This is a genomic window from Glycomyces sp. NPDC021274 (assembly GCF_040641195.1).
Taxonomy (GTDB): Bacteria; Actinomycetota; Actinomycetes; order Mycobacteriales; family Micromonosporaceae; genus Glycomyces.
Genome location: NZ_JBFADC010000002.1, coordinates 398,400 through 411,468, shown reverse-complemented (window position 1 = coordinate 411,468; position 13,069 = coordinate 398,400). Strand labels below are relative to the sequence as shown.

Below are 13,069 nucleotides of genomic sequence, written 5' to 3'. Positions count from 1 at the left end.
AATCCTGGGGCGAAACGGCATCGAGAGCGGAGACCCCACGATGGTGAACGAGGAGTACCGGATGCGGACCGTGCCGGTGGGCACCGGCGCGACCGGCACGCGGACCGAGACCGATTCGATGGGGCCCATCGAGGTCCCCGCCGAGCACTACTGGGGCGCGCAGACCCAGCGCTCCCTGCACCACTTCGCGATCGGCGAGGACCGGATGCCCACCGCGGTCTACCGGGCCTTCGGCCGCGTCAAGCAGGCCGCGGCCCTCGTGAACGCCGCCGAAGGCCTGCTCGACCCGCAGCTGGCCGAGGCGATCGTCGTCGCGGCGGGCGAGGTCGTCGCGGGCGACCTCGACACGGAGTTCCCGCTCTCGGTGTGGCAGACCGGCTCCGGAACCCAGACCAACATGAACGTCAACGAGGTCATCGCCAACCGCGCCAACCAGCTCCTCGGCGGCGGGCTCGGCACCAAGACCCCCGTCCACCCCAACGACCACGTCAACCTGAGCCAGTCCTCGAACGACAGCTTTCCCACGGCCATGCACCTCGCGACCCTGCTGGCGCTGCGCGACCGCACCCTGCCGCAGCTCGACCGGCTCACCGAGGCCATCCTGTTCAAGGCCGAGCAGTGGGTCGACGTCGTGAAGATCGGCCGCACCCACCTCCAGGACGCCACGCCCCTCACGGTGGGTCAGGAATGGTCCGGATGGGCCGCGCAGCTGCGCGATGCGCGTGTGCGCCTTGAGGACTCGCTGACGAGCATCTGCGGCCTCGCCGCCGGGGGAACCGCCGTCGGCACGGGCATCAACGCCCCCGAAGGCTTCGGCGAGGCCATCGCCGCGAAGCTCGCGGAGCTGACCGGCCTCCCGCTGATGACCGCCCCGAACAAGTTCGCGGCGCAGGCGTCCCTCGACGGCATGGTCGCGGTGAGCGCCGGCCTGCGCGGGGTCGCGGTCGCACTCATGAAGGTGGCCAACGACATGCGCTGGCTCGCATCGGGCCCGCGCGCCGGGTTCGCGGAGCTGCGGCTCCCGGCGAACGAGCCGGGCTCGTCGATCATGCCCGGCAAGGTGAACCCCACCCAGCAGGAGGCCACGCTCATGGTGTGCCTGCAGGTCATCGGCGAGGACTCGATCGTCGCCGCCGCCGGCGCGCAGGGGCACTTCGAGCTGAACACGATGCGGCCGGTCGTGATCGCGAACGTGCTCCACTCGGCCCGCATCCTCGGCGACGCCGCCGAGAAGCTGAAGGAGTTCAGTGTCGAAGGGACGCAACTGGACCGGAAGAAGATCGCCGAACACGTGGACCGCTCGCTCATGCTGGTGACCGCACTCAGCCCGCACATCGGCTACGACAAGGCGACCGAGATCGCCCACAAGGCCGACGAGGAGGGCTCGACCCTGCGGGAGGCCGCGCTCGCACTGGGCGTGAGCGCCGAGGACTTCGACCGCATCGTCGACCCCGCGACGATGGTCGGCGACCCGCGCCGCGACCTCGGCCTCGCCTAGACCGCTTTCGCGACGGCGCGGGACCGGTGAATTCGGGCACGATCGGAGCGGATCGTGAAACATCCGCGGTTGCGCGGGCGTTGCGTGGCGTATGAGCACTCCGCAGTTTCGGCTCTCGCTGCTCGACCGCGCGGTCGTAGCCGAGGGCGAGACGCCCGCCGAGACCCTGCGCGACGTCGTCGCCAACGCCAAGCAGGCCGAGGACCTGGGCTTCCACCGCTACTGGGTGGCCGAGCACCACAGCGTGCCCGGGATCGCCGGTTCGGCGCCCACCGTGCTGGCGGCGGCGGTCGCGGCGGCGACCTCGCGGATTCGGGTCGGCACCGGCGGCGTGATGCTGCCCAACCACCGGCCGCTGGTGGTCGCCGAGCAGTTCGGAGTCCTGGAGTCGCTGTTCGAGGGCCGCATCGACATAGGCCTGGGGCGCACCCTCGGGTTCGTCCCGGCCGTCCGGGCCGCGCTGGGCCACGACCTGGACGAGGCCGAGGACTTCGACGAACTCTTGACCGAGCTCCTCGGCTACTTCACCGGCGAGCAGCAGTCCCACCCGGGCGTGCATGCGCGGCCCGGCGAGGGGCTGCGCCCTGAGCCCTACGTCCTGGCGGTGGGCTCCGGCGGCGAGTACGCCGCCAGGCACGGCGTCGGCCTGGTCATCGCCCCGTCAAAGGGGCTCAAGGCGACGCGCGCCAAGATCGACGAGTACCGCCGCGGCTTCCGGCCTTCACCGTGGCGGACCGAGCCGTACGTCGTCGTGGCGCAGACCGTCGCAGTCGCCGAGACCCGAGAGGCCGCCGAGGACCTGCTGCTCCCCGAGCAGTGGTCGACCGCGCAGTCCCGCACCAGAGGCGAGTTCCGGCCGCTGCGGCCCGCCGCCGAGATCCGGGCGGCCGAGAAGACCGGCCGCGAATCCGAGTACCTCGAACAGGCGCTGGCGGGCGCGATCTACGGCACCGCGGACGAGGTGGCCCCTCGCCTGACCGAGCTGGTCGAGGCCACCGGCGCGAACGAACTCCTCATCGGCACCTCGTCCTACGACCGCAAGGCCCTGTTCGACTCCCACCGCCGCCTCGCCGAACTCACCGGCCTCCCAAGCACGTAGCCGGCGGAAGCGCCGACTGCCAGAATGATGTTCATGGACATCGCAGCGGCAACAGCGAAGGCGACCGACTTGGCCGCCCTTTTCGACCGGCTCAACGAGGCGAACGGCCAGCGCGCCTGGTCGGGCCTCGACCTGGCGCTCGGCTTCGTCGGGGACGTGGGCGACCTCGTGCGGCAGGTGCAGGTCGCCGAGAACGTGCGCACCTACCCGGGCGGCCGTGAGGCGCTCGAACACGAGCTCGCCGACTGCCTGTGGTCGGTCCTGATGCTGGCCGACCGGTACGAAGTGGACCTCGCCGCGGCGTTCGACAAGACCACGAGCCAGCTGGAGGCCAGGGTCAACGCCAAACTGGCCGCGCTCGAAGAAGACGGTTAAGCCGGGCGGCGGGACCGACGCCGGTCCCGCCGCCCGTTGCGGTTCGCTACTTCGATTCGCCTCTGCCGCAGGCTTTGCAGAGGCCGCGCCTGCGCTGGTGGTAGGCCATCGCCGCCACGAACAGGGCCGCGCCCCACACCACCCACAGCGTCTCCGGCAGCTCCAGCGGCCAGGTCTCGGCGGTGACGCCGCCTCTCCCGACCACCACCCGGATGTACATGCCGCCCGCCGAGGCCACCAGGACCGAGACCAGCGTCGCCGGCACGACCGCCAGCATCGGCGGGACCCGCTTGCCGCGCAGGCCGATCATCCAGCGCGGGAAGACCTCGCCCCACCGCTGGATCAATCCGAGGGTGAGCACCGCGCCGATACCGCCGAGCGTCGCCAGCGCGGCCCCGGCGAGCCACAGGCCGTCCTCTTGGCCCTCCGCGTAGAACGCGGGGTCGATGCCGAGGCTGAAGCCGAGCGCCCACGCCCAGCGGGTGACCGAGTAGACGAGGGGAATCGCGAACGCGGTCCACGTCGCCGGGCGCGCCCACCGCTGGAGCGCCGACTGCCGCTCGACTTCGCCGCGACCGCAACTGCCGCAGGCGCCGTTCAGCTTGCGGCGGTAGGCGACTGCCGTCAGCCCCCATACGATGCCCATGAGGAGCAGTACGAGCAGGTTGAGCCGTTCGGTCCGGTAGAGCACGCCCCATCCGACGCCTTCGGGCCAGCCGAAGAAGAGCTTGCCGATCACCATCACGGGCGTGTAGGCGACGACGATGAGCGTGCGGTAGTCCTGGACGACCACGGTGAGGCCGACTGCGACGATCCAGGCGTACGCCGGGAGGAGCCACTGCGCCGCCCCGGCGCGGAAGCCCCGCGCCATGAGTACGCCCGCCACCGCGCCGAGCGCGCCGAGACCGGCGATGACCGGGCCGGCGACCTCGGGCGTCGCGAGGCCGAGCAGCGAGACCTTGAAGGCGAACGCGGGTTCGGCCATGAGTTCGCCGTCGCCGACGCCGAACGGGAATCCCGCGCCACCGAGCGTCCAGTAGAGGCCGAGCGCGCCGTAGAGGAGTGACCAGGCCGCGGCCGTGTAGCCGATCCATTCGGGCCAACCGGTCCTGGCGGGTCGGGTCTTCGTGAGCAATTCCGTCATGCTTCAAGCCTTGTCGCCCAAGCCCCTTGCGCCCATGTGCCGAACGGGCCCTTCCGGTCGCTTCGGGGGCCGCCGGTATGCCGTTCGGCATATCGGCGGCGGCCTGCGGAGCTGTCTATAGTCGGCAGGTGCCCCCACACGACTCCGGCAGTGCCTTGGACGCTGCGATCGACCGCCTGTACGCGGTGTTCGGCACGGTGCCCCGACCGGCGGCCATCGACCTGTGCCCGTGCTGCATGACCGAGCCCGAGGCGGCCGCGCTCTTGGCCCCGGTGCCGTTGCGCGAGTTGCGCACAGAGGTCCTCGAGCCGTACGTCGGCGATGTCCTCCTCACCGTTGGCAGCGTGGCGGATTTCCGGTACTTCCTCCCGCGGATCTTCGCGATCGCCTGCACGAGCGGATTCGACTGGCCTGAACTCGAACCGCTCTTCAGGCGTTTGCGCGTCGCCGGGTGGACCGACTGGGCCGCGGAGGAGCAGGCGGCGATCCGCGGTCTCCTCCAGGCGTTCTGGAGGCGGACGCTCGCCTCCGGTGATCGGGACGCGGACACCGTGCTGTGCGCGATCGGCAACGCCGAGGATGACCTTCGCCCCTACCTCGACGAGTGGGCCGCCGCTTTGCGCGATCCGGCCGCTGCCGCCGAACTACGGGATCTGCTGCAGCACTCGACGCGCTTGAAGCACGGCACCATGCGCTTGACGAACGCGTTCTGGGGCGGGCGGGAAGCCCAGGTCGTGCAGTGGCTCGGCGGTGCCGGAGTGCGGACCGCCGTCGCCGAGGCGTTCGCCGCCGCCGAGTCCGAGGAGGCGATGCAGGCGCTGGCGGAGGTCGACGACCTGCTGGCGGTGTACGCCCCATGAGGTTCGCTCGGGTGCCGCTCATGGCCGTTAGTGTGCTCGCGCTGCTGTACGGCGCGGTGTGGGTGCCGCCGGATCCGCTGGTGCACCTCGTCGGCGGCCTCACTGCGTGCTTCGCGGTCGTGGCCCTGCTCGGTACCGGGCCCCGGGGCCGCCGGTTCGCTCCGGTGGCGGCCGTCGTCGCCGGCGGGGTGTCGATCGGCACGACCGTGGTGTGCTTCGCGGGCCGCGTGCCCGGCGATACCGAGACCATGGCCTGGTTCTTCCTCGAAGCGGTCGCGCTGACGGGCCTGGTGTACCTGGCGGTCCTATGGGGACCGAGTGCCGGAGCGGCCGTCACTGGGGTCGTGCCGGGGTTCGCCACCGCGTTCCTGCTGTTCCGCTTCGATTCAGGGGAGGCGGGTCCGGGGCAACTCGTGGGACCGGCGGTGTGGTTGGCCCCGGCGATGATCGCGGCGGGTGTGGCGCTCTACCTTCGCCGGCTGGCGGCGGGCCGCCGCCGCGCGGTGCTCGACGCCCGGCGGGAGCAGCGGCTCGACCTGGCCAACGACCTGCACGATTTCGTGGCGCACGACATCAGCGAGATCGTGGCGCAGGCCCAGGCCGGGCGCATCGTCTTCGGTGCGGACCGGCCCGAGCTCGCGAAGCTGCTGGAGCGCATCGAGACCGCGGGTGTGCGGGCGCTCGGTTCGATGGACCGGACGCTCGCGCTGCTGCGCGACCCGGGCGAGGCCGCGCGGGCTCCGGTCGGCGGGGTCGACGACCTCCCGGCGCTCGTCGAGCGGTTCAACGAGGGCGGCGGTCCGCAGGCCGTGCTCGAGCTCCGGCTCTCAAGCCCCGTTGCCCGCGAGACGGGGGCGGTCGTGCACCGCGCGGTCACCGAAGCGCTCACCAACGTGCGCCGCCATGCGCCCACGGCCGCGACCGTGTCGATCGAACTCTCCGAAGTGGACGGAATGTTGCGCCTCCGCGTCGAGGACGACGGCCGGGACGCGCCGAAACCGTCGTTCCGCGACTCCTCCGGCCTCGGCCTGGCCGGAATGGCCGAGCGCGCCGAGAGCCTCGGCGGCAGCTTCGATGCCGGGCCCCGCGAGCCCTCGGGCTGGCGCATCACCCTGCGGCTTCCGTTGCAGGACACCAATGAAGGAGCACCACTGTGACCATCCGCGTCCTCATCGCCGACGACCAGGAGGGCATCCGCGAGGCCTTCCGCATGGTGATCGACGCCCAGCCGGACATGCGCGTGGTCGCCGAGGCCGCCGACGGCCGGAGCGCCCTCGCGCAGGCCGAGCTGCTGCGCCCCGACGTGGTGCTCGCCGACATCCGCATGCCCGTGATGGACGGCCTCGAGCTGACCCGCCGCCTCGCCGTGCCGGAGGTCGCCGATCCGGTGAAGGTGGTCGTGGTGACCACGTTCGACCTCGACGAGTACGTGTACACCGCGCTGCGCGACGGCGCGTGCGGCTACCTCCTCAAGCGGTCGGGCCCGAACCTCGTGATCGAGGCGATCCGCGCGGCCGTCTCGGGCGAGACCCTGATCAGCCCGCAGATCACCGTGAAGCTGCTGCGCAAGATGATCCCGCCGCAGGCGCCGACCAAATCCGGTGAGGCACTGAGCGAACGCGAGCTCGAAGTGGTGCGGCTGGTCGCGCGCGGCCTCCAGAACGATGAGATCGCGGGGGAGCTGTTCATCAGCGCGGGCACCGTCAAGAACCACCTCGCGAACGTGCAGCGCCGCCTCGGCGTGCGCAACCGCGTCGAGATCGCCGCGTGGGCCTGGTCCACAGGGCAGGTGACGGCCTGATCCGCCCCGGCCGTGCCACCCACGGGAAGCGACCTCGTTCCATCCTGGAACCCCAACTGCCTTACGCTCGAGGCATTCACCGGGAGGAGGACCGATGGCGCGGGCGTCACGGACGCAAGAGGTGGTCGAACAGGTCCTCGACGCCATCATCGACGGCAAGCTGCGACCGGGTGAGCCCCTGCCGCCCGAAGGCGTGCTCGCGGAGGACCTGCACGTCTCGCGGCTCACCCTGCGTGAGGCCGTGCGGCTGCTCCAGGCCCAGGGCGTCATCGTGCAGGTGCCCGGCCGCCGCCACCGCGTGGCCCCGGTCGCCCAGTGGACCGGTCTCGAAGCGGTCGTGCGGCACGCCCGCAGCGCGGGGGAGCGGGAGCGGTCGTCGCTCGAGCTGCTCGAAGTGCGCATGATGATCGAGACCGGCGCCGCCCAGCTCGCGGCCGAGCGCCGCACCGGCACCCACCTCGACGCCATGCGCGAGCTCATCGAACGCATGAAGGCCGCCCACGCGAGCACCGACGTGGCCGCGTTCGTGGCCGCCGACCTCGAGTTCCACGACGTGATCCTCCACGCCGCCGACAACCGGATCCTGGTGGCGGCCCTCCTGCCGCTGACCACGCTGCTCGCCGAGACCCGCAGCGAGACCAGCGCCGTCGCCGAGATCCGCGAGCACGCCATCGCCGAGCACACCGCGATCGTCGCCGCGCTCGCCTCCGGCGACCGCCTCGCCGCCCGCGACGCCATGGCCAGCCACATGGACCAGACCCGCGGCGACCTGCTCGAATACGTGCATTCGCGCCGCTAGCAGACGCCTGCTGCTCGGCGGGCTCAACCGCGCCGGTCAGGGAGGTTCGCGATCACCGCCTCGGTGACCTCCCTCGTGGTGGCGGAGCCGCCCACGTCACGAGTGCGAACGCCTTGGGCCGTAGCCGCTTCGATCGCCTTGCGCAGGCCCTCGGACTCGTCGTGCAGCCCCAGGTGCTCGAGCATCATCGCGGCACTCCCGAACGCGCCGATCGGATTGCACACGCCCCGGCCCGCGATGTCCGGCGCCGAACCGTGCACCGGCTCGAACATGCTCGGGAAGCGCCGCTCCGGATTCAGGTTCGCGCTCGGTGCGAGGCCCAGGCTCCCGGCGAGGGCGCTGCCGAGGTCGGAGAGGATGTCCGCGAACAGGTTCGAGGCCACCACCACCGACAGCGACTCGGGCTGGAGCACGAACCTGGCGCTCATCGCGTCGACCAGGACGCTCTCGGTCGCCACGTCCGGGTACTCGGCCGCGACCCGCTGGAACACCTGGTCCCACAGCACCATCCCGTACTGCTGGGCGTTGCTCTTGGTGACGCTGGAGACCTTCTTGCGCGCCCGCGTGCGGGCCAGCTCGAACGCGTACCGGATGATCCGCTCGCAGCCCACCTCGGTGAACAGCGCCGACTGGACCGCGATCTCGCCCTTGTCCTCGCGCGCGGCGAACGTGTGGCCGCCGAACCCGGCGTACTCGCCCTCGGAGTTCTCCCGCACCACGACCCAGTCCAGGTCCGTCTCCGCCGCCTTGCGCAGCGGGCTCTCGACACCCGGCAGGAACTGCACCGGCCGGATGTTCGCCCACTGGTCGAAGCCCTGGCAGATCTTGAGCCGCAGCCCCCACAGGCTCACGTGGTCGGGCACCGTGGGCCAGCCGACCGCGCCGAAGTAGATCGCGTCGAAGTCCTTCAGCGTCTCCAGCCCGTCCTCGGCCATCATCACGCCGTGCTCGGCGTAGTAGTCCGAGCCCCACGGGAACTCCTCCCACGCGAACGAGAAGCTCGCGCCGTCCGCCGCGATCGCGTCCAGGACCTCCCGCCCGGCGGCCACGACCTCGCGGCCCACCCCGTCGGCCGGAATGGCGGCGATGCGGAATTCCCTGGCGCTCATGGCTCCTCCTCGAATGCGCTGATGCTCGCCTCGAGTGAACAACGCGGCCGGGCGCGGTGTCCAAGACCGATCCGGTATCACCGCGATCGGCTCGACCTATCGCCGCCAGTCGGCGGCCAGTTCCAGGAACGCCTGCGCCGCCGGCGTCAATCCGCTCGGGCGGCTCACGAGCGCGATGCGCAGGTCCCACGCCGGCTCGATCCGGTGCACCGCGGCCCCGGCGCGCTCGGCCAGCGGCGTCCACGACGAGGGCATCACCGCGTGCCCGAACCCGGCCAGCACCAGCGTCAGGATCGACGTGCGGTGCGCGACCTCAGCCGCGATCCGCACCCCGATGCCCCGCGCGATCAGGTCGTCGACGAAGCGGCGCATGAACGTCCCGTACTGCGACACGATGAGCCGCATGCCCTCCAGATCGGTGTCGCGCACGATGTCGCTCTCGGGCAGGCCGTGGTCGGGCGGGGAGACCAGCACCAGCGCCTGGTCGGCGATCGGCTGCACCCGCAGCTCGGCGGTGCGCACGTCGCCCGCCGAACCGAGCAGCCCGATCTCGGCCACCCCGGTCCGCACGCTCGCCACCACCTCGTCGGCCGTGAACGCGCCGTCCACCCGGAACTCCACGGCCGGGTGCTTCTCGGCGAAGCGGCACATCATCTCGGTGAGCGGCTCGATCCCGGGGGAGGGCATGGACACCAGGTCCAGCCGGCCCGTCTGGAGCCCCTTCACCGCCTGCGCCGCCGCGCGGGCCGCGTCGAGGTCGCGCAGCACCTGCCGGGCCGGTTCGACGAGCTGGCGGCCCGCCTCGCTGAGCACCACGCCGCGCCCGACCCGGTGGAACAGCTGCACGCCCAGTTCCCGCTCGAGGTTCCCGATCGCCTGCGAGAGCGAGGGCTGCGCGATGTGGATCTGCTCGGCGGCCCGGCCGAAGCCGCCGTGGTCGACCACGGCGAGGAAGTACCCGAGCTGGCGCGCGTCCATGGCCCTCCCCCGTCCGTTTCGCCGTTTTTCGGAGTCTAGGCCCGCCCGGGACGCCCGGGCGGGCCCGGGCCTGTCAGCCTCCGATGTTGGTGAGCGCCACCATCGTCGGCACCGTGAGGGTGATGAGCACGCCGCCGATGATGTCGAACGCGATGCCGGAGCGGATCATCCGCGTCATCGGCACGCAGCCGGTGCCGTAGACGATCGCGTTCTGCGGCGTCGACACCGGCAGCATGAACCCGAGCGAGGCCGCGAACGTGGCCGCCAGCGCCGGGACGAGCGGATCGACGCCGGTGGCGGCGGCGAGCGGGATGATGATCGGCACCACGACCGCCGCCGAGGCGGTGTTGCTCGTGGTCTCGGAGATGACGATCGCCAGGAGCACGGCGAACGCGGTGATGGCGAAGGCGCTGGTGATGCCGAAGGTGTCGGCCGCGCCGTTGCCGATGGTCTCGGCGAGGCCGGTCGCGGAGAGCATGGCGCCGAAGATGATGCCGGTGCCGAAGAGCAGGATGGTGCCCCAGTCGATCTTCCCGGCGTCCTTCCAGGTCATCGTCGCCTGCTGCTTGGACCAGTTGACCGGGAGGATGAACAGGAGGGCGGCGCCGATGACGGCCGCGACGCCTTCGTTGAGGCGGTCGTCCACAAGGGCGTAGGCCTCGGAGCCGGTGCCGGAGACGAGGCCGACGACGGCGGGGACGAGCCAGAGGGTGACGGTGACGGCGAAGGCGGTCACCGTGTTCTTCTCGGCGCGGCTCATGGGGCCCTGCGCGATGCGCTGCTCGCGGATGTACTCCTCGACGCCTTCGATGCGGCGCACTTCCGGCTTGTTGATGAGCAGCAGGACCACGAAGAGGATCACGAACATGAGCAGGCAGATGGGGAGTGCGGTGAGCATCCACTGCCCGAAGGAGATCCGCTCGCCGGTGGCCTCTTCGATGAGGCCGCGCCCGATCAGGTTCGGCGGGGAGCCGACGGGGGTGAGGAGGCCGCCGACGCTGGCGCCGTAGGCGAGCATGAGCATCAGGGCCGCGCCGACGCGCAGCGTCATCGGGTCGAAGTCGGGGCGTACGACGCCCTGGTCCTGCATGAGCTTGGCGATGACGGCGAGGATGCCCAGGGCGGTGGGCATGAGCATCGCGACGGTGGCGGTGTTGGAGACGAACGCCGAGAGGATGCAGGTGATGGCGCCGAAGGCGATGATGGTGCGGAAGGTGGAGCGCCCGACCCCGGGGATGGCGAGGATGGCGAACGCGATGCGTTGGGCCACACCGTGTTTGAGCATGGCTTGAGCGAGGATGAACGCGCCGATGAAGGTGAAGATGGTGGTGGAGCCGAAGGGAGCGAGCACGTCGTCGGAGGGGGCCACGCCGAGCAGGATGATGGCGGAGACGCCGATGAGGCCGCTGATGGGGATGGGGATCGGCTCGCAGATCCAGAGCACGACCACGCCGAGGAGCACTGCCGCGAGGCTCTGCTGCTCGCCCGGGAGGTCCATGGGCAGGAAGAAGAACAGGAGCGAGACGGCGGGGGCGAGGAACCAGCCGACGAGGCGGCGGCCCCGCTCGAACCGAGCCTCGGCGCCGGAGCGGCCGAGTTCGGAGAGGCTGCGGTAGGTGCTGCCGCCGAGGAGCGCCTGCTCGACGTCGGTGCGGGGTCCTTCAACGGGTGTGCTTGCGGGCGTTGCCTCTTGCGGCTGCTCCGGTGCGGTTGACGTCATGCCTCCTCCTTGAGGGATAGACTCGGATCACTCTCTCACCGGGTGACATACCGGGTCCAAGACACACCTCCTCTCCGCCTTATAGGCGACGCCTATGAATCAGCTGCGGGGACTGGAGCGCTCTCGTTAAATATCGAAGATATTGACTCCGTCGATGTTGATTGTTACCCTTCACATCACCATTTCAGCTGCACAGCCCCTTGGAGCGTCAATGTCGACACCGCCCTCACACCGCACCACGCCGCGGCTCAGCCGCCGCGGCCTCATCGCGGCCGCCGCCGCCGTCCCCGCCGCCGCGCTGCTTCCGGCATCGCCGGCGGCGGCCCAGACCGCCTACACCGGCTACCTCATGGCCCACTTCATCGGCGAGGGCTCCGGCGGCGAGCAGATCTACCTCGCCCACTCCGACAACGGCCTCAACTGGACCGACCTCAACCGCGGCCAGATCGTGCTGCGCACGCCCATCGGCACCAAGGGCGTCCGCGACCCGATCATCGTGCGCAACCCCGCCGGGAACCGCTACTGGATCGTCGCCACCGACCTGCACATCGGCTCGGGCACGTCCTGGAACGACGCCGCCAACAGGGGCAGCAGGAACCTCATCGTGTGGGAGTCCACCGACCTCGTCAACTGGTCGATCCCCTGGTCGCTGCCCGTCGCCGCGTCCATCGGCGACGCGGGCGACGCCTGGGCCCCCGAGGCCATCTGGGACGCGTCCGCCGGGAACTTCCTGCTCTACTGGGCCACCAACTCGACCCTGAACGGCATCAAGAAGCACCGCATCTGGAGCGCCCGCACCACCGACTTCCGCTCCATCACCAGCCCGCAGGTGTACGTCAACCCGGCCGGCACCGAAGGCATCATCGACACCCAGATCGTCGAGGTCGCGGGCGGCACCTACCGCTACTACCGCGCCTCCAAGGCGACCCAGATCGTCATCGAGGGGGCGAACTCGCTCACCGGCTCCTGGACCCGCCTCGGCGACCTCGCGAACCTGACCGGCAGCGGCGTCGAAGGGCCCATGTGGGCGAAGTTCAACGACCGCAACGAATGGGCGCTGTGGCTCGACCAGTACGCCACCGGCCGCGGCTACATGCCCGTGCTCACCACCAACCCGGCCGCAGTCTCCGGCTACCGGAAGGTCTCCGGCTACAGCCTCGGGAGCAACCTGAAGCGCCACGGCTTCGTCCTCAACGTCACCCAGGCCGAGGAGACGCGGGTCCTGAACCGCTACCAGAACCCGGTGTTCAACCGGCTCCAGTCCTATAACTTCCAGGACCGCTACGTGCGCCACGCCAACTTCGACGTGCGCATCGACCCGGGCGTGAGCCCCCTCCAGGACTCCCAGTTCCGGCTCGTGCCGGGCCTGGCCTCCTCGGGCGCGGTCTCGTTCGAGTCGGTGAACTTCCCCGGGCACTTCCTGCGGCACGTCGACTACGACTTCGTGCTCGCCCCGCGCGCCTCCGGGGGCACGTTCAACGCCGACGCCACGTTCAACCGCGTCGCGGGTCTGGCCGACTCGTCGTGGAGCTCGTTCACCTCCTACAACTTCCCGACCCGCTACATCCGCCACTACGGGTACGCGCTGCGGCTCGACCCGGTCGCCACCGCCCAGGAGCGGGCCGACGCGACCTTCCGCGTCACCACGTAACCGGTCGTCCGGCGCGGGTCCGACCGCCCGCGCCG

12 protein-coding genes are annotated in these 13,069 nt (G+C 70.9%); 8 read left to right on the top strand and 4 right to left on the bottom strand.

The window, feature by feature from the left end:
* Positions 1 to 40: 40 nt before the first annotated feature.
* From AB0I03_RS05795 to AB0I03_RS05785, 3 genes are all read left to right on the top strand, one after another.
* Positions 41 to 1,498 carry a class II fumarate hydratase gene (locus AB0I03_RS05795; RefSeq protein WP_360407029.1) on the top strand — a complete coding sequence of 486 codons (1,458 nt, stop codon included), beginning with the start codon at positions 41 to 43 and terminating at the stop codon, positions 1,496 to 1,498.
* 91 nt (positions 1,499 to 1,589) lie between these two features.
* A complete protein-coding gene (locus tag AB0I03_RS05790) occupies positions 1,590 to 2,597 on the top strand; it encodes an MsnO8 family LLM class oxidoreductase (protein WP_360407026.1) in 1,008 nt (335 codons plus the stop codon).
* Between the two features lie 33 nt (positions 2,598 to 2,630).
* Positions 2,631 to 2,972: a MazG nucleotide pyrophosphohydrolase domain-containing protein gene (locus AB0I03_RS05785; protein WP_360407023.1), complete on the top strand. Its 342-nt coding sequence runs from the start codon at positions 2,631 to 2,633 to the stop codon at positions 2,970 to 2,972.
* A gap of 46 nt (positions 2,973 to 3,018) precedes the next feature.
* Here AB0I03_RS05785 and AB0I03_RS05780 read toward each other — a convergent pair whose 3' ends face one another.
* The gene (locus tag AB0I03_RS05780) at positions 3,019 to 4,116 is read right to left on the bottom strand and encodes a hypothetical protein (RefSeq protein ID WP_360407020.1); all 1,098 of its coding nucleotides are present in this window, start codon (positions 4,114 to 4,116) and stop codon (positions 3,019 to 3,021) included.
* A 128-nt stretch (positions 4,117 to 4,244) separates the two neighbouring features.
* Between AB0I03_RS05780 and AB0I03_RS05775 the strand changes: the two genes are divergently transcribed.
* The 4 genes from AB0I03_RS05775 (at position 4,245) to AB0I03_RS05760 (ending at position 7,576) form a co-directional block, all read left to right on the top strand.
* Positions 4,245 to 4,976 carry a hypothetical protein gene (locus AB0I03_RS05775; RefSeq protein WP_360407018.1) on the top strand — a complete coding sequence of 244 codons (732 nt, stop codon included), beginning with the start codon at positions 4,245 to 4,247 and terminating at the stop codon, positions 4,974 to 4,976.
* Between the two features lie 20 nt (positions 4,977 to 4,996).
* Positions 4,997 to 6,133 carry an ATP-binding protein gene (locus AB0I03_RS05770; RefSeq protein WP_360407015.1) on the top strand — a complete coding sequence of 379 codons (1,137 nt, stop codon included), beginning with the start codon at positions 4,997 to 4,999 and terminating at the stop codon, positions 6,131 to 6,133.
* A complete protein-coding gene (locus AB0I03_RS05765; protein WP_360407012.1) occupies positions 6,130 to 6,777 on the top strand; it encodes a response regulator transcription factor in 648 nt (215 codons plus the stop codon). Before AB0I03_RS05770 ends, AB0I03_RS05765 begins: the two co-directional genes overlap by 4 nt.
* Positions 6,778 to 6,871: 94 nt before the next feature.
* The gene (locus AB0I03_RS05760; RefSeq protein WP_360407009.1) at positions 6,872 to 7,576 is read left to right on the top strand and encodes an FCD domain-containing protein; all 705 of its coding nucleotides are present in this window, start codon (positions 6,872 to 6,874) and stop codon (positions 7,574 to 7,576) included.
* A gap of 23 nt (positions 7,577 to 7,599) precedes the next feature.
* Here AB0I03_RS05760 and AB0I03_RS05755 read toward each other — a convergent pair whose 3' ends face one another.
* The 3 genes from AB0I03_RS05755 to AB0I03_RS05745 all read right to left on the bottom strand — a co-directional run bounded on the left by AB0I03_RS05755 (position 7,600) and on the right by AB0I03_RS05745 (position 11,383).
* Positions 7,600 to 8,685: a tartrate dehydrogenase gene (locus tag AB0I03_RS05755; protein WP_360407006.1), complete on the bottom strand. Its 1,086-nt coding sequence runs from the start codon at positions 8,683 to 8,685 to the stop codon at positions 7,600 to 7,602.
* A gap of 96 nt (positions 8,686 to 8,781) precedes the next feature.
* Entirely contained in the window at positions 8,782 to 9,663 is an 882-nt protein-coding gene (locus AB0I03_RS05750) for a LysR family transcriptional regulator (protein ID WP_360407003.1), read from the bottom strand.
* 73 nt (positions 9,664 to 9,736) lie between these two features.
* Positions 9,737 to 11,383 carry a DASS family sodium-coupled anion symporter gene (locus AB0I03_RS05745; RefSeq protein ID WP_360407000.1) on the bottom strand — a complete coding sequence of 549 codons (1,647 nt, stop codon included), beginning with the start codon at positions 11,381 to 11,383 and terminating at the stop codon, positions 9,737 to 9,739.
* Between the two features lie 211 nt (positions 11,384 to 11,594).
* On the opposite strand from AB0I03_RS05745, the gene AB0I03_RS05740 reads away from it, so the two are divergent.
* Positions 11,595 to 13,034, top strand: a complete 1,440-nt coding sequence (locus tag AB0I03_RS05740; protein ID WP_360406997.1) for a glycoside hydrolase family 43 protein — start codon at positions 11,595 to 11,597, stop codon at positions 13,032 to 13,034.
* Positions 13,035 to 13,069 lie beyond the last annotated feature (35 nt).